Consider the following 24,088-nt stretch of genomic DNA (forward strand, 5'->3'; position numbering starts at 1 on the left):
GTGGCCTCAGCGGTATTCGATACGGGGATCAATGACCGCGTAGAGGATATCGACGATCAGACTGATCGCCATATAGATCACCAGAATCACGACGATGCACCCCTGGATCAGCGGGTAGTCACGCGTGCTGATGGCTTGGATCAGGAGCCGGCCGAGACCCGGATAGGTGAACACGGCCTCGGTAACGACGGCGCCGCCAATGAAATTCGCCACCATCAGGCCGACGATCGTGATGAAGGGCAGCAGCGCGTTCTGCATGATGTGATATCCGACGATGTGACGCTCCGAGACGCCCTTGGCGCGCGCCGTGCGGACATAGTCGGCCCGGGCCTCGCTGACGAGCGATGCCTTGAGGAACCGCGCCAGAATGCCGGAGACATACAGGCCCAGCGTGAGGCCCGGCAGGATCAGGCTGCGGAGCGCCTGAACGGGATCCTCCCAGAGAGGGATGTAGCGCGACGCCGACGGCAGCCAGCGCAACTCCACTGAGAACAGAAGGATGAGCAGGATGCCGAGCCAGAAGGTCGGCACCCCGAGCGCGAGCGCATTCCAGCTATTCAACAGGCGGTCGATCCAGGAGCCTTCCTTCACCGCCCCGGCGATGGCCACCGGAATACCGATGACAAGGGCCACGAGAATGGCGACCAATGCCAATTGCAGCGTCGCCGGCAATCGTTCGCCGATCAGCTTGGTCACCGGGTCGTGGCTGTGGATGGACTGGCCGAAATCTCCGCGCAGCGCATTCACCAGCCAGTTGAAATACTGGACGGGAATGGGTCGATCGAGGCCAAGCTTCCGGGTCGCGGCGGCGATTTCCTCCGCTGTCGCGTTCTCGCCCACCATCATGCCGATGGGGCCGCCGGGCACTGCGAAGATCATGGCCCAGATCGCGAAGGACGCGATCAGAAGCACCGGGATGAGTTGCGCCAGCCGACGCAGGATAAAGCCCGTCATGGCTTGGCTCGCTCGAGCTCTGCGGGCGTCCCAGCGCTCGAACGGGGATCGAGGACCATCGACAGCTCTTTCCCTATCGTGTCGAAGGAGAGGATGGTGAGCGTGAGAACGAGGCCCGGGAGAACAGCGTAATAAGGCGCTTCATAGAGATAGGACTTGCCCGTACGCAACATCTCGCCCCAGCTTGGCGTTGGAGGGGGCACACCTACCCCGAGGAAGGCAAGCGCTGCTTCCAGCAGAATGGCGACCGACGACAGAACGATCACTTGCACCATCAGCGGGCTCAAAGCATTCGGCAGGATCGTGCGGAACATGATGTAGCTGGATGAGCAGCCGAAACCACGCACCGCCGAGACGAAATCGAGCTGGCGCAGGGTCAGCACTTGCGCGCGGGCGATGCGCGCGAAGCTCGGAATGCCCGCGACGCCCACGGCGACCAGCGCGGCGGTCTGGCTGCGGCCGAGCACGGCGATCAGCGCCATGGCGAACAGGATGTTCGGCAGGGCCATCAACACGTCAATCAGGCGCATCAGGACCGTGTCGCGCCATCCGCCGAAATAACCGGCGATGAGGCCGATCGGCACCCCGATAAGCGCTGCGATCACAACTGCGCCTGCGGCGGTAATCAATGATGTGCGAGCGCCAAAGACCACCCGCGCCATGATATCGCGACCGAGTTCGTCAGTGCCGAACCAATGACGACTCGATGGCGGCTGCAACGAGTCAACGACGTTCTGGGCGAGAGGATTGATGGGCAGAACATCGGCGAAGACCGCGCCGAAGACGACGACGGCGAGGAAGCCGATGCTGAGAGCCAGGCCGAGAGGTGGCAGCGACCGCCACCTCCGCCCGGCGGACGTGCCGTGCTCGATCGTCATCGACAGCCCCTGCCCGCCAGCGGGCGACAGGCTGCGCGGCGGTTTCCCGCGACACCGCGCATGCGGCTATCGTCGATGTTCTGTGACCGCGATCCGATGCAGATGGCAGCGGTCTTGCTGCGCAGATCTCCCGATAGACAAACCAGACCCATTTCACCCATTACTTGAACCCGATGGTCCGGGCGACAAGCAGGTTGTCCATGTCCGGCGTAATCCCGCCGATCTTGTCGGAGGCCGCGATCAGACCGACTTCATAGGAATTGGTCGGGATGCCGAAGGCCTCTTCCACCAACACCTTGTTGAGGTTGTCATAGGCAGACTTCACGTCGGCGCCCGAGCCAAAGGTGGTGTCGACCTTGCCGATGGCCGCCACATACTCCGGATGCGGGTGCGGATCCTTCAGGATCGGGTTCTTCGTGGTGCGGTAGATGGAGTTCGTCGCGACACGCGAGGGAAACTTCTGCACGTTGCCCACGCCGCCGAAGACCGCGTCGAAATTGCCCTTGAGCAGGGCATCGACGAATTCAGCGCCCTGGCGAATGTCGAGGTCGATCTTGATACCAACCTGCGCGAGCGTGGCCTGTACGACCTGGCTGATCCGGACGGAGGGCTCGTCGCTGCCGTTGACCAGCAGTTTCCAGTCCTGCATCTCGGCCGGCGACAGGCCTGATTCCTTCAGGAGCGCCTTCGCCTTCTCGAGATCATAGGCATAGGTCTTGGCATAGGAGGCGTCGAAAGCCGGGCTCGCCGGCGCCCATGGCAGGGCGACGACCTGACCCATGCCGGCATAGCCCACACGCAGGATGCCATCGCGATCCATCAGATAGTTGAAGGCCTGCCGGAACTTCTTGTTACGGAAGGGCCCGCGCGTCGAGTTGATGCGGAAGACCTGCACGAGCTTGCCCGGGCCATCGAACACTTGATAGCCGGCATTCTTCAAGCGCGCGGCGCTGCGCGAGGAGCCGTTATACACCATGTCGATGGCACCGGATTCGAGCGCTGCCGTCGCCGCGGCATCCTCGCTGAAGATCGTGAACACGATCTCCTTCGACACCGGCTCGCCCTTGCGCCAATAATTCGGGTTGGCCTTGAGCTTCATGCCCTGGCCGACGGACCGGCTTTCGAGCAGGTAGGGACCCGTGCCCGCCGGCACCGTTTCCACCGTCTCGACGCCCTTCGGATCAATCGGGATGAGGAATTGCAGGAGGTCGAGGATCTGGCGGTCCGGTACCGGATCCTTGAAGTTGATCGTGACGGTACGGTCATCGGGCGTCGCCCAGTCTTTCACGACCGCCATGGTCGAATAGACATTCTTGCCGCGCGCGGGATCGGCGCCCTTGGTGAGGGCCGCGACGACGCCATCCGCCTTGAACGGCGCGCCGCTGTGGAATGTCACGCCGTCACGCAGCGTCACCGTGACGGACTTGTTGTCGGGCGCGATCTTCCATTCGGTCGCGAGGCTCGGCACCGGCTTGCCATCGGCCGTGTATTCGATGAGGCTGTCGTAGAGGTTCTTGATGACGTAGAAATTCACCGTCGACAGCTGCTGCGGATCGTAGTTGGCGATCTCGTCAAGAACGCCGATGCGGAGCGTGCCCCCCTTCAAAGTCTGTGCCGAGGCCGTGTCCGGCGCGGCCAAACCCGTGATCGCAAGGCCTGCCGCGGCACAAGCCGCGATGCCGAGCATCCGCAGGCGCTGCCCCAATGTCCTGTAAGTCATGCCGCTCTCCCGCTCTGTCATATCGGGCCTTGTTGCAAGGTCCCGTTCCCGCTCTTCATTGTTGTGGATTACGCCAGTCTTCGAAACGCTCCAGCGGATATACTGGCCGCGGAATATTCCTCCATGGCAATGTGAATACATCAGACTGTCCAGGGCCACGTGTATCCGCACGAATGACCACGGATGATATCGGCGCGAAGTACTGGAAGTTGGATGCTGTCTTCAGGACCGCGATCTTGTATTCGCTCGGATTGATCCCGAACGCCTCGTAAGCGGCGGGAATATTGCCTGCGACGCCACGCAACTCGGAAATCAGGAGCGTGCACGGGCCCACGTCAAAAACGACGACACGCCCCATGTCGATATGCGTCTGGTGATTGAACGCGACGGGAATCTTGCCGTCGGCGACCTTGCGCACGGTCCCCGTCACTTCAAGCGGCGAGAAGAACGCCGTTGCCGCATCCCCCCCGAGCGGCAGCGTCACTGTCGCGCCCTCGCCTGCCTCCGCGAGCCGCGCGACCGTCTGCGGCGAAATCAGCGGAATGAGCGCGCGGCTCTTGATGCCGAGGCGAAGGATCGCCTCGAGGATGAGGTTGCTGTCACCCGCCGAGCCGCCGAAAACCGTGTCCCCCGTATCGCTGATGACCACGACGCCCTCAGCGGCGCGGTCCGCCATCATCACCGCCTCGTCGACGGAAACCGCTTCCTTGATCTGGAAATCGTCGCGCATCGCCCAGGCGAGATCGGCGAGTTCGTCGGCGAGACGCTCCGCGAGCGCCGGGTCGTCATCCGTCACCACCACGGCCGCCCAACCGCCCTCGGCCACGTCCAGCCACGGCTGCATGGGATAGTTGGAGGCCTGCAGAACCCGAGGGTCGGCCTCGAGAGCGCGCGCGCGATCGAACCAGACCTTCATGGGGCCCTTCGCCGTCAGGAACTGTTCCTGATGTGAGAGCAACGGGATCTTCCGCCATGCAATGACAGGCTTGAGCTTGTCCTTCAAAACTTTCAGGAGGACTTCCGTGCCCACCTTGCCGGTATCGAACGTGTCGTGAGGCTGCGTGCGGTGTCCGACGATAATGGTGGCGTTGTCGATTATCTTCTGCGTGATATTGGCGTGATGGTCGAGCCCGAGCATTATCGGAACGTCAGCTCCGAGAATGCTGCGGCAGAGAGCAATCTGCTCGCCCTCGACATCGTCGATGCCTTCGGCGGCGCAGGCCCCGTGCAATTGCAGAACGAGCCCGTCAATCGGAATGGCCGCCGCGAGCCCCTCGCGGATTTTCGCCTGAAAGAAATCGAAGGCCTCGCGGGAAATGCGGCCGCCCGCGCCGCTCCATGCGCGAATGATCGGTATGGTCTCGACGGCGAGGCCGGATTCCGCCACGGCCGCATAGTGTCCCCCGACCTGCCCAAGCTGGTTGAGCTCCGCCGTGATCGCGTCGCCTTCAAGAATTCCGAAGGCGACATAGTCGGACAACTCGGTCAACACTGGGTTGAAGTCATTCGTTTCCTGGCCAATATGAATGAGCGCTAGCCGCACCTGACCACCCCCGCGTTACAGAGTTAATACTATAGACAACAAGCACCTCACAGGCCCATGACTGCGTCAGGTGCTATTTCAATTCAATTAATACTCAACGTCATTGAGACGTTGCTTATTCCCGGACCCTCCACTTCCTGGACTTTCCAGGCCGTGTTGTGCGATCCCCGGCCTCGCGCGCTCCGCTCCCCTATGATCGAAGCGTAGTAACGGGCAGAATTCGCGTCAAGAACCCCTCGTTTCGTCAGAAGAAACGTTGCAGAGCGCGCCAAACATCGATGCGGCCACCGAGCCAGCCTCCCTATGTTTCCAAGCCCGCAGACCCCGACCATCAACCAGCCTATCGCCCCCGGCTCTCGGAAAAAGAGGCGTCGTCAATGGCGGCTTGGAACGGCTCGAATCTCGGAGATCGCTTGCTTTAGCTGCACACGGACGACCGAAGAGGGACGGTCGTATCAGAAAAAAGTGCGGATACCGTCGATGACCCGATAGTCGTCATCGACCAGCGCCAGGAACGCCCATTTGTCAAAGGTCGTGCAGGGATGGCCGATACCGAAGGCCACCATGTCGCCAATGGCGATCGGGCTGTCGAGTGGCGTGCCGAGATGGCAATGCTGGTCGTTCAAGGCTAATACGGTATGCCCTGCCGGCATGGGTTGAGGCACCGCCATGCTGCCATCCGGTCGGTACCAGCGCAGCGGCACGGGCATTCCGGAATCATAACTGATGTCGCGCTTGCCGACGGTCAGCATGGTCCGACCCTCCTCCGGCCGGGACTGCACAAAGGCCCAGACCTCCAGCGCCGGCTCCAGCCCTCCCTCGGGCAGCGCAAGCGAGGTATCGTGGAGTATCCGCCTGAAGGCCGCAGCATAGCTGAGGGAATCGTGGGTGAGATAGCAGCCGGACCGCAGCACCTTCACGACGGGCCGCGCGAATGCGGCCGCATTCAGACGCTCCCCGACCCGATCGAAGAGAGACGATCCGCCGGCGCTGAGCACCATTGCGCGGCCAGCCGCGAACAGGCCCTCGTCGTCCGCCTCCTGCGCGACGGCGATCACTTCGTCAATGAGCCGGTCCGCGCCCGCCGGCGTCGGCTGCAGCCCCTCGAAGCACTCGAAGCCCGCGAGCTGCAATCCGGGCACCTGGCCGACAGCCCGGGCCACGGATAGCGCTTCCTCGCGGGTCCGCGTGCCGGTCCGCCCTCCCTCGAAGCCGATCTCGACGAGGATATGGAGCGGATGAGTGGACGAAGGCGGAAGCCGGGCGGCGCCTTCGGCCAGTAGGCTAACGCCCGTGAGACTGTCAGCCAGACAATAGAGTTCGATGCCGTTCTCGCGGATGGCTGAGAAACAGGCATCGACGGCCTGGCGACCAATCGGCTGGTTGGCGAGGATCACGCGCCTGACGCCGAAACGGCGACAGACGTCAAGTTGCTGCACCGTCGCGACGGTGATCGCCCAGGCGCCATCGGCCACTTGCAGGTCGAACAGCTGCGGGGCCATGGTCGTCTTGCCATGGGGAGAGATTTCCAGGCCATTCAGGGCCGTGAAGGCCTTCATCCAGCGGCTGTTCGCCTCAAGAACAGACTTGCGTATGACCGCCAGCGGCAAGGGCAGGTCACCCGCCAAAACATGCCAACCCTGCTCGCCGACGGCGGCAAGCGTGAGCCCTTCGGTGCCGGGCGGCAATCCTTTGGTCGACCGATCAAGCACGGCTGCGCGCAAAGGCTCCAGCGCAAGGCGCGGCAGAGGAGAGATAGATGTCGATGCCATCGCGTCGGGACCTTGGAGGTGGCGGGGGATCATCACAGTAGCGGATTCGGATCAAGCGGCGCCAGCGGACGCCTAGCCTTCTTGTAGGGGATCTTGCGCGTATCCGATGGGTAGGGCCCGCCGGTGTCGAGATAGAGCACTTTCGCCGCGATCGGCGCAAAGGCGGCGTAGAAGTGGTTGGAGGACTTCACCACCACGAGGGTCTTTGCGGCGAGATCGACGCCGAGATTGGTAAAGACCGGCGGGCTGAAGGTCTGCGCGCGTGTCGAGGACAAGATGACGTCGAGATTGCCGATGGAGATCGCCGCCGCCGGTCCCAGCGACACCCAGCTCTGCTCGAAGGGAATGAGCAAATCGTCGGTGATGCCCCGCACCCGGACATCGGCATCGATCGGATGGCCGGATGTCGGTGCCGCTTTGCCGCAGAAACGCAGGCGGAACTCGGCTCCCACGCCCGCCGCGCGGCAGAAGCCGACGGCAACCGGATCCCACATCGCGCCAATCGCCGCCGGGATGTCCGGATGCTTCAGAAGCGCGTCAACCATGACCGAGGAATCCCCGGCGACACCGCCGCCAGGGTTGTCCCAGCGATCCGCCAGCACCACCGGCCGGCCGGGCTCCGCGAGCCGCACCGCCTCGGCGATCGCCTCCTCGGGCTTGTAGTGTCGCGGCACGCCGCCGCCCGGTCCCCAGCCCAGAATCTCGCGCCCGAGCGTCTCGGCCAGCGCCGCCGCCTTGCCGAGATCTCCGTCAGCGATCACCAGGACCTTGGTGCCGACGTCGTAGACATCGCCGGCCTGGAAGCCGTGAGCCACCGAAATGCTGAGGATGCTGTCGCGCCCTTCCATCGCCAGCATGCGGTCCACGAAGCCTCGCCCCGGCTCCTGGCTCGTCATGAAGCCCGATATGGCGCGGCAATCGAAGACGGCGGTCACGGGGCGCACCTCCCGACGCGCGGCCCTCAGGCAGAGTGTCGCGAGGTCCCGCGCACGTTCCAGAAAGTCGGTATGGGGAAACTCCTTGAAGGCGTTGATGACGTCGGCCGCCTCGACCATCTGATCGGTCAGATGACAATGCATGTCGAGTTCAGCGCCGATGATGCAGGTCGGACCCGCGACGGCCCGGGCGTGGGCCAGGAGATCGCCTTCGCAGTCGTCGTAGCCATGGGCGACCATGGCGCCATGCAGCCCGAACAGCGCGATATCCACCGGCAGCGCCGCCTTGAGCTGTCCGATGATTTCGTCCCGCAAGCTCTCGTAGGCTTCACGCGAAACAAGCCCGGCGGGCTCCGCCCAGGTCGCCGTGCCTTCGATCAGGGTCAATCCCTCGCGCTGCGCGAGCTCGCGCGCCGCGATCATGGGGCCGGAGCACAGGGTGGGCGTGGCCGGATGCGTTCCGGGCGGGCAGTAGAACGCGCCCTCAAAGGCGCTGCGATCGACGAACAGCGGGGCGAAAGTATTGGTTTCCGTGGCCAAAGACGCCGCAAAGACACGCATCCGATAGTCCCCGCTGATCCCCGGACCGCACAGCGTCAGTCCGGCTGTTCCCGTTCATTGGCCCGAGACGGGCGTGGACGCAGTAACGAACAAGAGGAAACGGCTGTCAAATAGACATCGTTTCGCCCCATGGAATAATCGCCACTTGCGCCGCGATGAACGGCGTTCAAAGATGCGCGCAAGGTAATCGTCTTTACATGTCAGACCTTGCGACAGTTTTCTTGGGCCGCTGGGCGTATCTCCTGCCTGGCGTCGCCGCATAGAATTCGCCGCGTCAGCCAGATGTCCCGTCCCCCCTGTGGAATGGCTCCAGAGAGAGCCTGAAGAGAGTGCCAGATGACGAAACGCCGCCGTATCCTGCTGGCCGCCCTGTTCCACGAGACCCACAGCTTCGTCGAGGAAATCACGGGGCTCGACGACTACACGATCCGCGATGTCCTGGACCGTCGCGGCGACGGGTCCACGGTCGACGGTTTCCTTGAGGTTGCGGATGAGCAGAACTGGGAGGTCGTGCCATCGGCCGACTTCACCGCCTTGCCCTCCGGAACGACCGACCACGCCGTCTTTGAGCTGTTCTGGGAGAAACTTCACAGCGCGCTGACCTCCGCGCTGGCGGACGGTGGGCTCGACGGGATCTGGCTCGCGTTGCATGGCGCGATGGTGACCACGGAAAGTGTCGACCCGGAAGGCGAATTGCTGAGCCGCGTCCGCGCGGTTCCCGGCGCGGCGCACCTGCCGCTGTTCGGCGTGTTCGACCTGCATGCGAATTTCACACCGGCCATGGCCGATCACGCCAATGGCCTGGTTGCCTACCGCGAGAACCCCCACGTCGATGCAAGGGATTCGGCCATCCGTTCGGCGCGGCTGCTGGCGCGCGCACTGGACGAAGGTATCCTTCCGCATATGGTCACCCTTACAGCGCCGCTGATGTGGCCGCCGACCGGGACGGGCACAGCGGACCGGCCGATGCGTGATCTCGAAGCGCTGGCCCGCGCGATCGAGGCTGAGACACCCGCGATCTGGGGGATCAACATCGTCGCCGGCTATTCGTTCTCCGACACTCCCGATACGGGCGTGTCGTTCGCCGTGATCACCACCGCCGATGACGCTGTCGCACGATCGGTGTTGCAGCGCTTGTGCGCCCTTGCGATCGACCTGCGCGCGCACGGCCTGCCGGAAGAATGGAACCTCGACGAGGCGGTCGCCCGGATCAAGACGCTGGCCGGCGGCCCCTATATCATGGTCGAGCCCTCGGACAATATCGGCGGGGGCGCGCCGGGCGATGGCACGGCCGTACTGCGGGCGTTTCTCAGCCATGACCTCGACAACGCGGCAGTGGCCATTGCCGATCCCGCCGCCGTTGCCGCGTTGGCGGACGCCCTCCCCGGCGAGACACGTCGCCTCTCCCTCGGCGGCAAGGGAAGCGCCATCGCGGATCCGCCGATCGAGATCGATGTCCGCTTCGTTAGTCGCAGCGACGGGAATTTCACCCTCGAGGATCGCAACAGCCACCTGGCCGCTTCCCAAGGTGTGCATTTCGCCATGGGCCCCTCGGCGGTGGTCATCGTCGGCAAGGGCATCAAGGTGTTGCTCACCAGCCGCAAGACACCGCCGTTCGACCTCGCGCAGTTCCGCTCACAGGGCATCATCCCGGAAGACCTCAAGGCGATCGGCGTCAAGGCGGCTGTCGCCCACCGTCGCGCCTATGACCCCATCGCCGCCGGCAGTTTCACGGTGGAAACGGCAGGTCCCTGCACGAGCCAGATCACGTCCCTGCCCTTCCGCAGGCTACGGCCGGGCGTTTTCCCCATCCATGCTGATTGGAAGCCGGAATGATCGACTATCCCACGGCCCCCGACACCCCGCGATCCCATCTGCCATTCAGCCCCTGCACGCGCGTGGGCAACCTGGTATTCGTCTCCGGTCAGGCCTCTGTCGACGCAACTGGCAAGATCATATCCGACAGCTTCGCGGGGGAAATGCGCCGCTCGATCGAGAACATGCGCAAAATCCTCGAGACGGCCGGGAGCGACTTGGCCCATGTCGTGCAGACTCGGAATTATGTACGAGATGCGAGCGATCTCGCGGAGTTCAACGCGCTCTACACGGAATACTTTCGCGAGCCCTATCCGGCCCGGACCACCATCACCAATTGCCTGACGGAAGCGCTCCGCTACGAGATCGAGTGCATCGCCGTCGTCAAGGAAACCTGACGCGCGTCAGTGCCGACCTGATTGAAGCCGCGCCGTCCTTCCTGGGCTTCGGCCTGCTCCTGACCCAGACCTCGCTCGGCACGCTCATCCCCATCGGCTATGGTGACCTCCTCTCGGCAGAACGGTGGTCGTTCTCTTTCCAAGCCTCACGCGTAATCTTCTCGACAAACCCGCGATGACACAGGTAACGCGGACTGAGGCGGCTCCTGCCGCGCGGAAGGCGATTTCCCGCGATTATTCGGCCATGGGAACTCGCGTCGCCTAACACGCGGCGGAGACAGATTACGCGAATTGGCCTTCGCGACAGGGCGAAGGAGAAGGACAGAGCGCGTGAGACCGGACAAGGACCCCTGGATCATCCAGGGCTAGGCCCTGTGGCTTCGCGCCGGACGATCCAGGAGGAAGTCTATCAGCGCCTCAGCCATGCCTTGATGACAGGCTGGTTCGACCCTGGCCAGATTCTCACCATCTCATCTCTGTCGGAACTCTTCGGGACAAGCCAACATCGCGCGCATGGGATGCATGGGGCCCGGTCATGATTGTTGGGCAGCAGAATTTCATGCATCTGCATGCTCTTCAAATCCGCGAGGCGCAGAGAATGCCTCTGCCCTGTTATTTCATGCTTGAAGTTTCATAGACCATATCTACGATACTCCTGACGAAGCTGACGGACCTAACCAGCCGACACACGACAACCGATTGTCTTTCCGAGGGACATGACATGCAGGCTCAAGCACTTCTCGCCAATTTTGCGTCCGCCCTCGCGGCGGGCGATATCACTGTCGTCGACCTCACGGCGACGCTTGGGCCCGACACGCCCGTTCTCTATCTGCCACCGCAGTTCGGCAAGAACACGCCAAGCTTCAAGATGCATGAGATTTCCAACTATGATGCCAACGGCCCTTGGTGGGCCTGGGGCTGGATGGAGCTCGGCGAACATACGGGCACGCATTTCGACGCGCCTTCACACTGGATCTCGGGCAAGGATCAGCCGAACAATACGACGGATACCATCTCGGCGCAGACTTTCGTTGCTCCCGCAAACGTCATTGATGTCAGCCAGGAGGTGGCCGCCAATCCGGACTACCTTCTGACGGCCGATCATGTCCGCGCCTGGGAGGCCGAGCACGGCGCGATCGAGCCCGGCTCCTGGGTATTGATGCGCTCCGACTGGTATCACCGCAACACGAGCACGGAGGCCTTCCTGAATTCCTATGAGAATGGTCCCCATACGCCGGGGCCAAGCGTCGACTGCGTGCAGTATCTTTTGACCAAAGGCGTCATTGGCTTCGGCAACGAATGTGTTGGCACCGATGCGGGCAGCGCCGCCACCTTCGACCCTCCTTTCCCCGCTCACGCGCTCATTCTGGGTCAGGGCGGCTATGGTCTCGCAAGTCTTGTCAATCTGGACAAGCTTCCCCCGAAGGGCGCGATGGTGGTCGTTGCACCGCTCAAGATCCTGAACGGAACGGGAAGCCCGGTGCGCGCGCTCGCGCTCGTGCCGAAATCCTGACTTGACCAAAGACTAAGGCTCGTGAAAAGCATCACAAACCGGCGCCGAGATGCCGGTTTGTGTGATTTGGCTTGGGCATCGAACTTGGCGGCATCTGACATTCTTTGGCGTTGCAGTCTGGGCTTCAAAGACAGCTGCCAGTTTTACCCGGGAGTGAGCATGGCTTCTGGAACCGCCGGAGCGACCTGCGCTCAGGTTGAGAAAGGGCGGAAACATTGAAAGCCGGACGCTTCCCCAGTGGCCTTCTCCACGGCAAACCCGCACCTGACGGTGGTATTCCGTCGATTGGAGAAATTGGCCTCAATCAGTTCGCACCGTATCTGCTCAACAGGCTTTCGGCGCGATGGAACCTGCAGGTTCAGGAGGCGCTGAAGGACTTCAACCTGACGACGACAAAAATGCGCGTGTTGGCGACGCTATGCGTGTCCTCCGGGCTTACGATCAACGAGCTCGCCACCTATGCCGTGACCGAGCAGTCGACGATGAGCCGGACCCTCGACGCGCTCGAGGAACAGGGCCTGATCCGTCGCCGCGCCCGCCCCGATGACATGCGTGTTCGTGAGATTCATATCACTGAGGAAGGTCGCCAGATCTTCACGCAATTCTGGCCGAGCTTTTACGCGATGTACAACGAGATGTTCCATGGCGTCGATGAGGGCGAGTTCCGCGCCTTTATCGCGACGTTACATAAGCTTCTGCGCAACCTCGATCAGGAAAATCTCTAACCTGTAGTGTTTCCGCCCGGCATGCATTGGCGCGGAAATACGGAAATCGCCTTCTAGTTGCAGCCGTGGGACGGCTCGAACAGGTAGCCCTCGCCACGGACGGTCTTGAACAACTCGGGTCTGGATGGGTCAGCCTCGAGCTTCTTGCGCAGTCGAGCGATACGGATATCCACACTGCGGTCGGCCTCTCCGAGCGGCCGGCCATGGGCGAGTTCACACAGTCGCTCGCGCGTCAGGACCTGATGTGGATGGCGCGCGAAGGCCTCCAGCAGCTCGTACTCCATGCTGCTGATCTCGACATCGTCGCCGGCGGCATCGAGAAGCCGCTTGCCGTCGAGATCAAGACGGAAGCGCCCCAGTGACAGGGACCGCCGCGGACGCTGCGCGTCCAGCGGAAGCGTGGGCATGCGTCGGAGAACGCTGCGGACACGGGCGAGGAGCTCGCGCACCTCGAAAGGCTTGATCAGGTAGTCGTCGGCACCATGGCCGAACGCCAGCAGTTTGCTCCGTTCGTCAGCATTGGCCGTCAGCATGATGATCCCCATCCTCTCGGCCGCGCTCCGCAACCGGCGCACGATGGAGAACCCGCTCTCTCCCGGCATATTGATATCGAGCAGAATAAGGTCGGGGGTCTTCGAGGTCATCAGACGATCGAGCTCGGCGCCATTTCCGGCTCCGCTCACCTTGAAGCCTTGCATACCGAGATAGTCCTCGATCATCCCGCGCAGGCCCGGCTCGTCGTCAACGACAAAAATTTCAGCTTGTGCGTTCATCACGTATCCGCGGGTTATCCAACTGCAACAACTGGCTCATTGCTCCCGGATGTACGTGGGACGTTGAGAAGTGGTTGGAGTACCGCTCTCAAGCCTTCGATATCGATAGGCTTCTCGATCATGATCAACCCTTCACAGCGCAGCGCCGTTCCCGATGTCAATGCGTCACCCGTCATGACGATGACCCGGCCATCGAGATCCGGACGTTCCTCCGCGATGAACGCCAAGAGGCGTTCTCCGCCTACGCCTGGCATACGCAGATCCGTGAGTACGACATCAAACGGCTGTTCAGCGAGCACCGTCTGCGCGTCATAGCCGCTGGTCACCGTCGTAACATCAGCCCCATCACGCTCCAATGCTTCAGCGATGAAGCTCGCAATGCTGGCTTCGTCATCAACGATGAGAACGCGGCCGGACAGGGGCTGCCGTTGAATTGTCCGCACGGGCGTGCCCTGTAGGGGCGGCGCCTCAGAGATTGGCAGGACGACGCGGCAGAGTGCGCCTCCCTCAGGGCCGGAATCGAGAGTGATGATTCCGCCGTGCGCCTCCACGATGCCGCTACACAAGGACAGGCCGATACCCGTTCCCACCCCGAGAGGCTTTGTCGTAAAAAAGGGCTCAAAGGCCCGTTGCTTCACCGTATCGTTAACGCCGTGCCCTGTATCAAGCAGATCGATAACGATCGCCTGGTCGCGAACTGCCGTTTTGATGATGAGCCTTCGCCGCCCCTCGATCCCGGTCATGGCCTGCATGGCGTTCAACACGAGATTCATGAAGACCTGGTGGAGCTGATCGGCATCCGCCAGTATCGCCGGCAGATCCCGGACGCGATCACGGATCACTTCGACACCGTTCACCCGCAGACCATAGGCCGCGAGTTCCATGACATCATCGATAACGGATTCGACATTCACCCATTTTTTCTCAACGGGCTTCGCGCGTGCCATGGCGAGGAAACGTTTGACGATCCGCGCGCATCTCTCCGCCGCCACATGCACCTCCCGCGCACGGCGACGGGTCGGCTCGTCTGATGCGAGCTCCTGGAGCATGCCGGCGTATCCGACAACAATGGAGAGAGGGTTGTTGAGTTCATGGGCAACGCCGGCGAGCAAGGATCCCAGCGCGGCGAGCTTCTCGTTCTGATAGAGCGCATCGCGCTGCCGGCGCAGCTCTTCTTCGGTGACCTTTTGCAGCGTCAGATCAACGCCAAAGATGCCAACGCCATCTATGGCGCCGTCCGTGTTGTGAAGCGGAAAGAGAATGGCGAGCGCGTCACGGTAGTGGTCACGTCCGGGGTAGTGCTCTTCACTGACCTGCACCTCACCCGTTGTCAGCACATGTTTAATGCTCACGTCGAGCGCGATCATGGCCTCCGAATTGATGAAATCGGACACACGCTTGCCAGTGATCATGCCGAGCTCTCGATTCAGCATGCGCTCGGCTTCTGGATTGGCCATGATGAGGCGCCCCTCGGCGTCCATCAGCATGATCACGACGGGCGCGTAGGCGAGCAAGGCCGCAAGCCTCGTCTCACTTTCGCGCAACTGCATCTCAGCCTGCCGCGCTTCAGTGATGTCGCGCAGAAGGATAACCGTTCCGCCGTCCGGCATGGCGCTTTTCCGATAGCTCAACCAGCGGCCATCGAGAAGCATGGGCTCGGGATCATGCGCGTCGAGCCAGCCTGGATCCAGCAATTCAGGCAGGTAGCTGCCAATGGCAATCCGCACCCGCCCCTCCTGCCCGAGGAGTTGGGCGAAGGCCTCGTTGTAGAAGACAATACGGCGGTCGGAACCGACGATGGCGAAACCGTCGATCAGACTTGAGGCGGCTGCGAGAAATCGCGCTTCGCTTTCCTCCAGCTTTTCCTGGTAGTTGCGGCTATTGGCGAAAGCCTCCGATATCCTCTCGAAGCTCGGCTGCCATCCTTTTGGTAAGAGCGGTGGAGCCACTTCGATACCGGCGGCCTTCGCGCCCAAATAGTCTGCCAATCGGAAGCTTGGCAGAATATAAGACTTGTGCAGATAACGGAGAATGATCGCGAGCATAGCGATCAGTCCAAGAAGGATCAGCGCATAGGAAATGAAGCGTGGAAAGAGATAAGCGTTCAGATCGCTATCGGGCAGAACGTAGATCAGACGATAGCCTGAGTATGGCCCAACTCGCGATATGACCCAGTTATCATCGACCGATGAAAAGCCGTCGTCCGGTTTCAGGGCAAGTATCTTCTGGAGCAGCCCATCGGCGAACAGATAAGCGCGCATCTTCTGGAGATCGCCGCCGAACGCAGCACCGTTAAGACCAAGAATCTCGTTGTGATCATTGAGAATAACTGCCAGTCCCAGCGGTTGCTTCATTGGCGTGAGAATAGCGTCGAAGGCGCTCAGGAGAATATCGGTGCCAACAACCCCGCGGAACTGGCCGCGAACATAGACCGGAGCAGCCTGGCTGACCATCGGCCCCGCGTCCCCCGCATCGTCATAAACCTTCGTCCAGTAGGAGGTCCGATCGGGATTATTCTGCGGCAGGCCTAGCTGGAAGACTGGATAGTTTTGCCATTGCGTCAGCAATTGTCGCATGTCGGCGAAAGCGAATCGACTCTCGGCGGCCTTGGCGAGATCAGCAAGACTGGCGCCAGGATAGATCGCCACGAACGCAGCATTCGCCGGCATGAAGTAGCTCCAACGTGCATTCGAGCCAACGATCTTGTCGAGCCTGAGCATGGAAAGAAGCTCCAGTCCCGCATCGACTGGGACGGCCGCGTCGCCGCGCAGGTTGGGCAACTCGGGTATGCCCAACAGATTACCATCCTCCTCCACCGTCGCAGCCGCCCCCCATTCAACCCCCGAGAACGAGCCGCCTCCCAAATGCACGTCCACGGTCTGAAATTTGCGCGCGTTAGCCTCACTCAGGCCCTCGCCATCCATCGCGATGTGCTGCTCAACCGTGAGCCGCATATGCTCGACCTGACGGCTTGCGCCCATCATCATCGTGCGCAGGGTGAAATGTTGCTCCGCCGTCAGGGTATTGAGTTCCGACAACAATGCGCGGCGCTGGGGAGCAAACTGCTCGATAGCCAAGCCGATGATCAAACCCGCCAGGGGAAGTAAGCAGACGAGCAAGAGGCGCGCCGACGGACCAATGCCGGACATGCGAGACAGCACACTTCTCCCAGCCCCTGAAAGCCCCATTACACCCCTTACCCGCAATCAGTCCCACGTCGTGGGCAACCCGAAGCGCCGGCCAGTCAGTGTCGAGGGCCTTCTCCTGGACCAGCCCTGATACTTCACAGCCGATGTTTCATTGTGATGTCGAAACCCAGCTCCACTTCTGATCTGAGCCCCACATGACCCGAAGAGCAAGACCACTTATGCGCGAGGTATAAAAAAATAACACGCCATGCACAGTAACGCTTACCGGGCTTATGCGCGGCAAGGCGAGCTCGAAACCAGTGCGCTCTGCACGCGGAGAGGCAACCCGCGTCATCATGTCACATTAATAACCTTGAACCAGAGCATTCCAGTGCGACTGAAATCTTAGGTTTCCCGGTCCAAGGGAATTTTTGGTATAATGTTACGTCTACCATAGGGTTGGCCAGCTTGGGCAATGTCCCCCGCGGGCTTGGAAAGCGCACGATGGCGGATTTAATTATAGTCGACGATGATCGGGCGCTCTGCGGAATGCTCGAGGATTTCCTGACGCTGGAAGGCCATATGGTGCGTTGCGCCACTGATGCCCGCGTCCTTTCCACAATGCTGGACGAACGGCTGCCCGATCTCGTGGTGCTCGATCTCAGCCTTCCTGACGAGGATGGCCTGAGCATCACCCGCCGTCTTCGCAGGGGCTACGACTTTGGCATCATGATGGTAACCGGGACCGCTGACCTGACCGAGAAGGTGGTCGGCTTGGAAATCGGCGCTGACGACTATGTCACCAAGCCTTTCTCGCTGCTGGAGCTGGGCGCGCGGATCCAGGCGATCCTTCGGCGCAGGCGTGCTGACAAAAGCACCCTGGTGCCATTCGGCGCGTTCTGGCTCGATCTGAAAAGCTGGAAGCTGTTCGAGCCGAGTGGTCGGGAGGTCAATCTATTTCCAACGGAGATCGACCTGATCGCCGCCTTCGCGACCAATCCCGGCAAGATGCTGAGCCGAGACGAGATCCTGCGGCTGGCGCCGGCGCATGGCACGGACCCGCTGGACAGGAGTATCGACACCCGCATCACGCGGCTGAGGCGGAAACTCGAAAGTCACGGGCTAGACGGCGACCTCGTCAGGACCTCGCGGGGGAACGGCTATATCTACCTCGGGCCTTCCTGAGAGGCGCCGCTTTCGCCCCTACGCCGGTCAGGAGACGATTCCACCGCCGGAACCAACGGATGCGGGCCGCTGGGCGGCGACGCGCCGGCGATAGCCGCTGTCGCGGTAGGCGGCGAGCGGATCAATGGCCCCACCCGCTTCCAGACGCGCTCTGGCGAGGATGGGCTCGACATCGAGCCTGAAGGCCGCCTTGAGTGTTTCGGACGCCCGGAGGGCGTCATTTTCCTCCTGGAAGCCGGCGAGCGCCGCGCGGTCGACGAGCAGGGCCTGCGCATAGGCCCGACGGATCTCATTCGCCGAGCGGATCAGGCTCTCGATCGGATCGGTCACATTGTGGGACTGGTCGATCATATGCGCGGGATCAAGCGCATCGACCGCCGCGGCATTGCCGACCAGTTCATTGAAGATGAGGAAGAGGCGGAAGGGATCGATCGAGCCTGCGTCGAGATCATCGTCACCGTAGCGGGAATCGTTGAAGTGGAAACCGCCGAGCTTGCCCGCATGGACGAGCCGCGCCACGATCTGTTCGATATTGACGTTCGGCGCGTGATGTCCGAGGTCGACGAGGCAAAACGCCTTGGGACCGAGCGCCTGGGCGGCCATATAACTCGATCCCCAGTCCGATATGACGGTCGAATAGAAAGCCGGCTCGTACATCTTGTGCTCGGAGAAAAGGCGCCAGTCCTCCGGCAGAGCCGCATAGATCGACCGCATGGAATCGAGATAGCGCTCGAAGGCGCGTGTGAGGTCGCTCTGGCCCGCGAAATTCGCCCCGTCGCCGATCCACACCGTCAAAGCCCTGGAGCCGATCGCCCGGCCGATCTCGATGGTTTCGATATTGTGAGCCACAGCCTGACGCCGCACCGCTGCGTCGGTGTGGGTCAGCGATCCGAACTTGTAGGAGAGCGGCTGGTTGGGGTCGCCCGGATGATCCTGGAAGGTGTTGGAGTTCATGGCGTCGAAGCCGAGGCCGAGGCTTTCCGCCTTGGCGCGAAGTTCACGCGGATCGGCCTTGTCCCAGGGAATATGCAGCGAGACATGGGGTGTGGCGCGGCCGAGCTGGTGGATGACGGCGCAGTCGTCCAGTTTCTCGAAAATACCGCGGGGCTCGCCAACGCCCGGAAAACGGGCGAAGCGCGTCCCACCCGTGCCGACGCCCCAGGACGGGACGGCAACGGTGAATGCTGCGAGCTTCGCTGTCACCGCGTCGATAGCGACGCCCCGGCGCGCAAGACGCTCGCCGAGCGCCGCATAGTCTGTGTCGAGATCACGACGACGCCTGTCGTTCGATGCCTCGATGATGTCGCCGGCGACCGGCAGATTGGCCATTCCATCCTCCCGCAATCTTTTTTCCAGGCCCGGGCGCCGCAGAGGGGGCCGGGCGTATTGGGTCTATCTATCCCGAGGCAGTAGCCGTCCTCACCTAACGTGTGAAGGACTGCGCGTTACCCGCGTCAACATTGACGATATTTCCGGTCGATTTCGAAGACGCGTCCGAGGAGAAGAAATAGACCGCCTCCGCGACATCCTCGGGCAGGACCGGGCGTCCAAGGAGCGAGCGCTTGCGGTAATATTCCTCCAGATCGTCGACGGCGAGATTGGACGCGGCCGCGCGCTGCTCGCGCCATTCGCCAGTCCAGATCTTCGAGCCGCGCAGCACGGCATCGGGATTGACGACATTGACCCGAATGCCAGCGCCGGCGCCCTCAAGCGCCAGACAACGCGCGAGATGGATCTCCGCAGCCTTGGCCGTGCAATAGGCGGCCGCGTTTTGCGAGGCCGCCAGGCCATTCTTCGAGGCGATGAAAACCACCGAGCCGCCGAGCTTCTGGGCGCGGAACAGGCGGAAGGCCTCCCGCGAAACCAGGAAATAGCCGGTCGCGAGGATATCGATGTTGCGGTTCCACATCGACAGCTCCGTGTCCTCGATGGGCGCCGAGGAGGCGATGCCGGCGTTGGACACCAGAATATCAAGGCCGCCAAAGGCGCTGCAGATATCCTGAAAACCGCGCAGGACCGCCTGCTCATCCGTCACGTCGATGACCTTCGACCGCACCTGGTCGGCGCCGAAGCGCCTGGCGAAATCACTTTCCGCGCTTTCCAGCGCCGCCGCGTCGATATCGGCGAGGACGACGCAGGCCCCCTCCGCCAGAAGCCGCGCGGCAATCGCGCGGCCGATGCCACCGGCACCGCCTGTCACCGCCGCGATGCGTCCCGCCAGCGACTTCGGCTTCGGCATGCGCTGCAGCTTGGCCTCCTCGAGAAGCCAGTATTCGATGTCGAAGGCCTCCTGCTCGGGCAGCCCCTGATAGGTATCGACGGCCGCTGCACCGCGCATCACGTTGATGGCATTGACATAAAACTCCGCCGCGATACGCGCTGTCGCCTTGTCGCGCGCGAAAGAGATGAGGCCGACACCGGGCACGAGGTAGATCACGGGGTTGGGATCGCGCATCGCCGGTGAATTGTCATGGCGGCAGCGCTCATAATAAGCGGCGTAGTCCTTGCGATAGGCGCCGATCGAACCCTCGAGGCCGGCTATCACCTCATCGATATTGCCGCGCGCGGGATCAAACGGCAGCACGAGCGGCCTGATCTTGGTGCGCAGGAAATGGTCCGGGCAGGACGTGCCCTGCGCGGCCAAGGCTTCAAGCGCCTGGGCGCCCGTGAATTCCAGCACGACCGCTTGATCGTCGAAATGGCCGACCTTCTTTTCGTCTTGGCCAATGAAGGCCCGGATCGCGGGCATCAAGCGGGCCGCGAAGGCATGGCGTTCGGCCGCCGCCAGCGCCTTGTGGCGCTCGCCGCCAAAGATCTTCGCGCCGGCCATCTCACCATCGAACCAGGCAATCGCCTTGTTGACGATCCTGAGCGTCGTCTCATAGCAGGCCTGCGCGCTATCGCCCCAGGTGAAGAGGCCGTGGCTTTCGAGGACGACACCCTTCGCATGCGGATGGTCCGCGGCGAATTGCGCGAGATCGAGCCCGAGCTGAAAACCGGGGCGACGCCAGGGCAGCCATCCGATCTCGTCGCCGTAGATGGCTTTGGTGAGCGCCCGGCTGTTGCGCGTCGCGGCAATCGCGATGACGGCATCCGGATGGATGTGATCGACATGACGATACGGCAGATAGGCGTGCAGCGGCGTGTCGATGGAGGAGGCGCGCGGGTTAAGATTGAAGGTGCAGTGGGGCAGGAAGCCCACCATCTCGTCCTCGTGGGCGACGCCGCGATAGAGGCCCCTCAATGCCTCGAGCTTGTCCATGTAAAGCGTGGCGAAGCCGTCCAGCGCCATGGTTCCGATGTCGCCGCCGGAGCCCTTGACCCATAGGACATTCACATCCTTGCCGGTGAGCGGATCGGGCTGGACCACCTTCGCGGAGGTATTGCCGCCGCCATAATTCGTGATGCGCTTGTCACTGCCCAGAAGATTGGAGCGGTAGAGAAGCAGGCCCGGCTCATCCAGGCCACGTGCATAGGCCTCGTCCCAGCGGTTATCGAGAAGATGCGGCAACGGACGGTCGCTCTGCTTGCGGTCTAGCACGTCGGACATGGAGTTTCCTCGCTCATCGTGAGGTGCGGCGTTTTTCCGGGTGTGTCCCGTCACCGTCATGATCACCCAGCAATGACGCGGGCGCAATCACATGTCAACAATATCGCTCATAATATGTCATTATCCGATCAAGAGTGGTCGATTGTGACCCTCAATGATTGACTTGAATGGGCCGATGCCTGAAGGATTGGGGAGGGAGAGATTTCATGCACGAACGCGAGCGTCACCGCATCATTCTCAGCGCCATTCAGGGGCGTCCGGTCGCGTCCGTGCAGGAAATCATGGAGTTGACCGGCGCGTCCGAGGCAACGATCCGCCGCGATATCAGCGCGCTCGCCCTGCAGAAGAAGCTGCGCAAGGTCCGTGGCGGCGCCGAGGCCCTGAACCCTTCGCCCTATGGCTCCATCTCAGGACGCCCGTTCCACGTCGCGGAGGTCATGAACACCGCGCAGAAGCGCGCCATCGCGCGTGCGGCCGTGGATCTCTGCGAGGAAGGTGACGCGGTCATCATCAATGGTGGCACCACGACCTTCCAGATGGTTCACCATCTCACCAGCCTGCGTCTGCATGTGCTCACCAATTCGTTCTCGATCGCCGAGCACCTCCTCAAGCATTCGAAATGCACCGTGCTCGTGCCGGCAGGCGCCATCTATCGCGAGCAGAACCTCATTCTCAGCCCATTCGAGAACGACGGCATCGCCCATTTTCGCGGCCGGCGCATGTTCATGGGCGCGCAAGGCGTGTCCTCGATGGGTATTGCCGAAGCCGATCCCCTGATCATACAATCCGAACAGCGACTTATGCGCCAGGCGGAAGAGATCGTCCTCATGGTGGACTCCTCGAAATTCCTTGGCCGCTCAGCCATGATCGTCGCGCCGCTCGAACGCGTCAGCACCATCATCACGGACGATCGTCTCAGCGACGCGGCCGCCAAGATGATTGGAAATGCCGGGATACGACTGATCGTGGCGCAGGAAGATCGCGACGCAGACCGCGACAACGACGTCGGGCTTTCCAGCGCCTGAATGCCATGATAGCCACCCGCGCTCATCTAACACATTGAAATAGAATATTTTTCCGTCTCGCGCGGCAGCCACGCATCACAATAACCTGGCCGGCAGACAGAACGCGCAAAAACGGGAGGAGACGTGAGCGATCCGCGCTACGTTGCCGTCATCGATATCGGCAAGACAAACGCCAAGCTCGTCCTACACGACATGGCCACGACGACCGACGTGGTCGTCCACCGCACCACCAACGCCTCGCTGCCCGGCCCGCCCTACCCCCATGTAGATGTGGAGCGCTTGTGGGGGTTCATCTGCGACGCGCTCAGCCGTGTCGCCGCCGAACACCGCATCGACGCCATCTCGATGACCACGCATGGCGCCTGCGCCGCCTTGCTGTCCGCGATAGGCCCTGGCGCGAACCCCGAGGATCCCGGACTAAGCCTGCCCATCCTCGACTATGAGGCGACCCCACCGGCCGCGCTGAGCATCGCCTATGATCGCCTGCGGCCGGATTTCGAGGAAACCGCCTCGCCGGCGCTCCCCAACGGGCTCAACCTGGGACGTCAGTTATTCTGGCTGGAGCAGGCCTTCCCGGAGGATTTCGCCCGCACCCGCTGCATCGTCACCTATCCGCAGTACTGGGCCTTTCGGCTCACGGGCGAGACCGCCTGCGACGCCTCAAGCCTCGGCTGCCATACGGACCTCTGGCAGCCTCACGCGGGCACCTTTTCGAGCCTCGTGGAGATGCGCGGCTGGCAGCACCTGTTCGCGCCGGTCCGCTCCTCTTTCGCCGTGCTGGGCACGCTCCGGCCAGAGATCGCCGCGCGCGTGGGATTGGGAGATTCGCCGGTGCCCGTCCATGCCGGCATCCACGATTCCAACGCGTCGCTCCTGCCCTATCTACTGCAGCGCCCCGCGCCATTTTCCGTCATTTCGACGGGCACCTGGGTGATTTCCTTCGCGGTTGGAGGCAAGCCGGTGGCGCTCGATCCCGCCCGCGACACGCTTTCCAATGTCGATGCGCTTGGTCGCGCCACGCCCTCCGGGCGCTTCATGGGCGGCCGTGAATTCGAGGTCCTCACGGAAGGGACATCGCGGCCGCCCACCGAAGCCGAACTGGCGCGGGTTCTCGCGGCGGGTCTCATGGTGCTGCCCAGCTTCGCCCCTGGAACTGGCCCCTTTCCAACCGGCGCCGGCGTCTGGACACGGGATCCCGCGGCTCTTTCCGCAGGAGAACGCACGGCCGTCGCGAGCCTCTATGCCGCGCTTCTCTCGCTGACTGATCTCCTATTGATAGGCGCCGAAGGCCCCATCATCGTCGAGGGCCCTTTCGCGACGAATACCGTCTATCGGGATTGCCTCGCGGCGGTCAGCGGACGTCCCGTCATCCTCTTGGAAAGTGCGACCGGCACGAGCGCGGGCGCGGCTCTCCTTGCCCTTGGCGAGACCCGACTGCGAGACCACGCAATCAAGCCTCCATCGCACCAGACTGCTGATCAGGCGGGGGCGCCCCCTCTCCGCGCCGAGCTCTACCGGGCCTATGCCCGGCAATGGCACGAGGCCGTCGCCGGGCACGTCGCCTCCAGGCCTTAGGGATATTATGTTTGGATAGAATCATCTTGTCATTCCGG

18 protein-coding genes are annotated in these 24,088 nt (G+C 62.4%); 8 read left to right on the plus strand and 10 right to left on the minus strand.

Annotated features, from left to right (window positions below; translation table 11 throughout):
- Nucleotides 1–6 precede the first annotated feature (6 nt).
- From KIO74_RS22985 to KIO74_RS23010, 6 genes are all read right to left on the minus strand, one after another.
- Nucleotides 7–954: an ABC transporter permease gene (locus tag KIO74_RS22985; RefSeq protein ID WP_213337080.1), complete on the minus strand. Its 948-nt coding sequence runs from the start codon at nt 952–954 to the stop codon at nt 7–9.
- Nucleotides 951–1,832: an ABC transporter permease gene (locus KIO74_RS22990; protein ID WP_213337082.1), complete on the minus strand. Its 882-nt coding sequence runs from the start codon at nt 1,830–1,832 to the stop codon at nt 951–953. Before KIO74_RS22990 ends, KIO74_RS22985 begins: the two co-directional genes overlap by 4 nt.
- A gap of 160 nt (nt 1,833–1,992) precedes the next feature.
- Nucleotides 1,993–3,552 (minus strand): ABC transporter substrate-binding protein, encoded by a 1,560-nt coding sequence (locus KIO74_RS22995; protein WP_213337084.1) that lies wholly within the window; start codon nt 3,550–3,552, stop codon nt 1,993–1,995.
- A 55-nt stretch (nt 3,553–3,607) separates the two neighbouring features.
- Nucleotides 3,608–5,095 (minus strand): M81 family metallopeptidase, encoded by a 1,488-nt coding sequence (locus KIO74_RS32530; RefSeq protein ID WP_213337086.1) that lies wholly within the window; start codon nt 5,093–5,095, stop codon nt 3,608–3,610.
- Between the two features lie 455 nt (nt 5,096–5,550).
- Nucleotides 5,551–6,867, minus strand: coding sequence for a type III PLP-dependent enzyme domain-containing protein (locus KIO74_RS23005; RefSeq protein WP_249731445.1), 1,317 nt, complete (start codon nt 6,865–6,867; stop codon nt 5,551–5,553).
- A gap of 32 nt (nt 6,868–6,899) precedes the next feature.
- Nucleotides 6,900–8,363: a M81 family metallopeptidase gene (locus KIO74_RS23010; RefSeq protein WP_213337088.1), complete on the minus strand. Its 1,464-nt coding sequence runs from the start codon at nt 8,361–8,363 to the stop codon at nt 6,900–6,902.
- Nucleotides 8,364–8,699: 336 nt separating this feature from the next.
- Here KIO74_RS23010 and KIO74_RS23015 point away from each other — a divergent pair, with 336 nt between their 5' ends.
- The 5 genes from KIO74_RS23015 (at nt 8,700) to KIO74_RS23040 (ending at nt 12,814) form a co-directional block, all read left to right on the plus strand.
- Nucleotides 8,700–10,199, plus strand: a complete 1,500-nt coding sequence (locus KIO74_RS23015) for a M81 family metallopeptidase (RefSeq protein WP_213337090.1) — start codon at nt 8,700–8,702, stop codon at nt 10,197–10,199.
- The gene (locus KIO74_RS23020) at nt 10,196–10,576 is read left to right on the plus strand and encodes a RidA family protein (RefSeq protein ID WP_213337093.1); all 381 of its coding nucleotides are present in this window, start codon (nt 10,196–10,198) and stop codon (nt 10,574–10,576) included. The genes KIO74_RS23015 and KIO74_RS23020 overlap by 4 nt, the downstream gene beginning before the upstream one ends.
- Complete coding sequence (locus tag KIO74_RS23025; RefSeq protein ID WP_213337096.1) at nt 10,549–10,755, plus strand: hypothetical protein; 207 nt, start codon at nt 10,549–10,551, stop codon at nt 10,753–10,755. Before KIO74_RS23020 ends, KIO74_RS23025 begins: the two co-directional genes overlap by 28 nt.
- 542 nt (nt 10,756–11,297) lie before the next feature.
- Nucleotides 11,298–12,089, plus strand: a complete 792-nt coding sequence (locus KIO74_RS23035) for a cyclase family protein (protein WP_213337099.1) — start codon at nt 11,298–11,300, stop codon at nt 12,087–12,089.
- Nucleotides 12,090–12,304: 215 nt separating this feature from the next.
- On the plus strand, nt 12,305–12,814 hold the full coding sequence (locus KIO74_RS23040) for a MarR family winged helix-turn-helix transcriptional regulator (RefSeq protein WP_213337102.1): 510 nt from the start codon (nt 12,305–12,307) through the stop codon (nt 12,812–12,814).
- 53 nt (nt 12,815–12,867) lie between these two features.
- Here the strand turns inward: KIO74_RS23040 and KIO74_RS23045 are convergent, their stop codons facing one another.
- A complete protein-coding gene (locus KIO74_RS23045) occupies nt 12,868–13,587 on the minus strand; it encodes a response regulator (protein WP_213337104.1) in 720 nt (239 codons plus the stop codon).
- A gap of 14 nt (nt 13,588–13,601) precedes the next feature.
- Nucleotides 13,602–16,748 (minus strand): ATP-binding protein, encoded by a 3,147-nt coding sequence (locus KIO74_RS23050; protein WP_213337107.1) that lies wholly within the window; start codon nt 16,746–16,748, stop codon nt 13,602–13,604.
- 471 nt (nt 16,749–17,219) lie between these two features.
- On the opposite strand from KIO74_RS23050, the gene KIO74_RS23055 reads away from it, so the two are divergent.
- Complete coding sequence (locus KIO74_RS23055; RefSeq protein WP_213337110.1) at nt 17,220–17,900, plus strand: response regulator transcription factor; 681 nt, start codon at nt 17,220–17,222, stop codon at nt 17,898–17,900.
- 27 nt (nt 17,901–17,927) lie between these two features.
- On the opposite strand, the gene rhaI is transcribed toward KIO74_RS23055, so the two are convergent.
- Both rhaI and KIO74_RS23065 read right to left on the minus strand, forming a co-directional pair.
- Nucleotides 17,928–19,229 (minus strand): L-rhamnose catabolism isomerase, encoded by a 1,302-nt coding sequence (rhaI, locus tag KIO74_RS23060; RefSeq protein ID WP_213337113.1) that lies wholly within the window; start codon nt 19,227–19,229, stop codon nt 17,928–17,930.
- A gap of 94 nt (nt 19,230–19,323) precedes the next feature.
- The gene (locus tag KIO74_RS23065) at nt 19,324–21,450 is read right to left on the minus strand and encodes a bifunctional rhamnulose-1-phosphate aldolase/short-chain dehydrogenase (RefSeq protein ID WP_213337116.1); all 2,127 of its coding nucleotides are present in this window, start codon (nt 21,448–21,450) and stop codon (nt 19,324–19,326) included.
- A 206-nt stretch (nt 21,451–21,656) separates the two neighbouring features.
- On the opposite strand from KIO74_RS23065, the gene KIO74_RS23070 reads away from it, so the two are divergent.
- Together KIO74_RS23070 and KIO74_RS23075 are read left to right on the plus strand one after the other, a co-directional pair.
- Nucleotides 21,657–22,475, plus strand: a complete 819-nt coding sequence (locus KIO74_RS23070; protein WP_213337119.1) for a DeoR/GlpR family DNA-binding transcription regulator — start codon at nt 21,657–21,659, stop codon at nt 22,473–22,475.
- Between the two features lie 123 nt (nt 22,476–22,598).
- Nucleotides 22,599–24,050, plus strand: coding sequence for an FGGY-family carbohydrate kinase (locus tag KIO74_RS23075; RefSeq protein WP_291978689.1), 1,452 nt, complete (start codon nt 22,599–22,601; stop codon nt 24,048–24,050).
- Nucleotides 24,051–24,088 lie beyond the last annotated feature (38 nt).

This window comes from Chelatococcus sp. HY11, from assembly GCF_018398335.1.
GTDB lineage: Bacteria > Pseudomonadota > Alphaproteobacteria > Rhizobiales > Beijerinckiaceae > Chelatococcus.

Excerpts from the sequence above, each read along its gene's own strand:
- KIO74_RS22985 (WP_213337080.1), bottom strand. The coding sequence starts at position 954 with ATGACGGGCTTTATCCTGCGTCGGCTGGCGCAACTCATCCCGGTGCTT.
- KIO74_RS22990 (WP_213337082.1), bottom strand. The coding sequence starts at position 1,832 with ATGACGATCGAGCACGGCACGTCCGCCGGGCGGAGGTGGCGGTCGCTG.
- KIO74_RS22995 (WP_213337084.1), bottom strand. The coding sequence starts at position 3,552 with ATGACTTACAGGACATTGGGGCAGCGCCTGCGGATGCTCGGCATCGCG.
- KIO74_RS23005 (WP_249731445.1), bottom strand. The coding sequence starts at position 6,867 with ATGGCATCGACATCTATCTCTCCTCTGCCGCGCCTTGCGCTGGAGCCT.
- KIO74_RS23010 (WP_213337088.1), bottom strand. The coding sequence starts at position 8,363 with ATGCGTGTCTTTGCGGCGTCTTTGGCCACGGAAACCAATACTTTCGCC.
- KIO74_RS23015 (WP_213337090.1), top strand. The coding sequence starts at position 8,700 with ATGACGAAACGCCGCCGTATCCTGCTGGCCGCCCTGTTCCACGAGACC.
- KIO74_RS23020 (WP_213337093.1), top strand. The coding sequence starts at position 10,196 with ATGATCGACTATCCCACGGCCCCCGACACCCCGCGATCCCATCTGCCA.
- KIO74_RS23035 (WP_213337099.1), top strand. The coding sequence starts at position 11,298 with ATGCAGGCTCAAGCACTTCTCGCCAATTTTGCGTCCGCCCTCGCGGCG.
- KIO74_RS23045 (WP_213337104.1), bottom strand. The coding sequence starts at position 13,587 with ATGAACGCACAAGCTGAAATTTTTGTCGTTGACGACGAGCCGGGCCTG.
- KIO74_RS23055 (WP_213337110.1), top strand. The coding sequence starts at position 17,220 with ATGGCGGATTTAATTATAGTCGACGATGATCGGGCGCTCTGCGGAATG.
- rhaI (WP_213337113.1), bottom strand. The coding sequence starts at position 19,229 with ATGGCCAATCTGCCGGTCGCCGGCGACATCATCGAGGCATCGAACGAC.
- KIO74_RS23065 (WP_213337116.1), bottom strand. The coding sequence starts at position 21,450 with ATGTCCGACGTGCTAGACCGCAAGCAGAGCGACCGTCCGTTGCCGCAT.
- KIO74_RS23070 (WP_213337119.1), top strand. The coding sequence starts at position 21,657 with ATGCACGAACGCGAGCGTCACCGCATCATTCTCAGCGCCATTCAGGGG.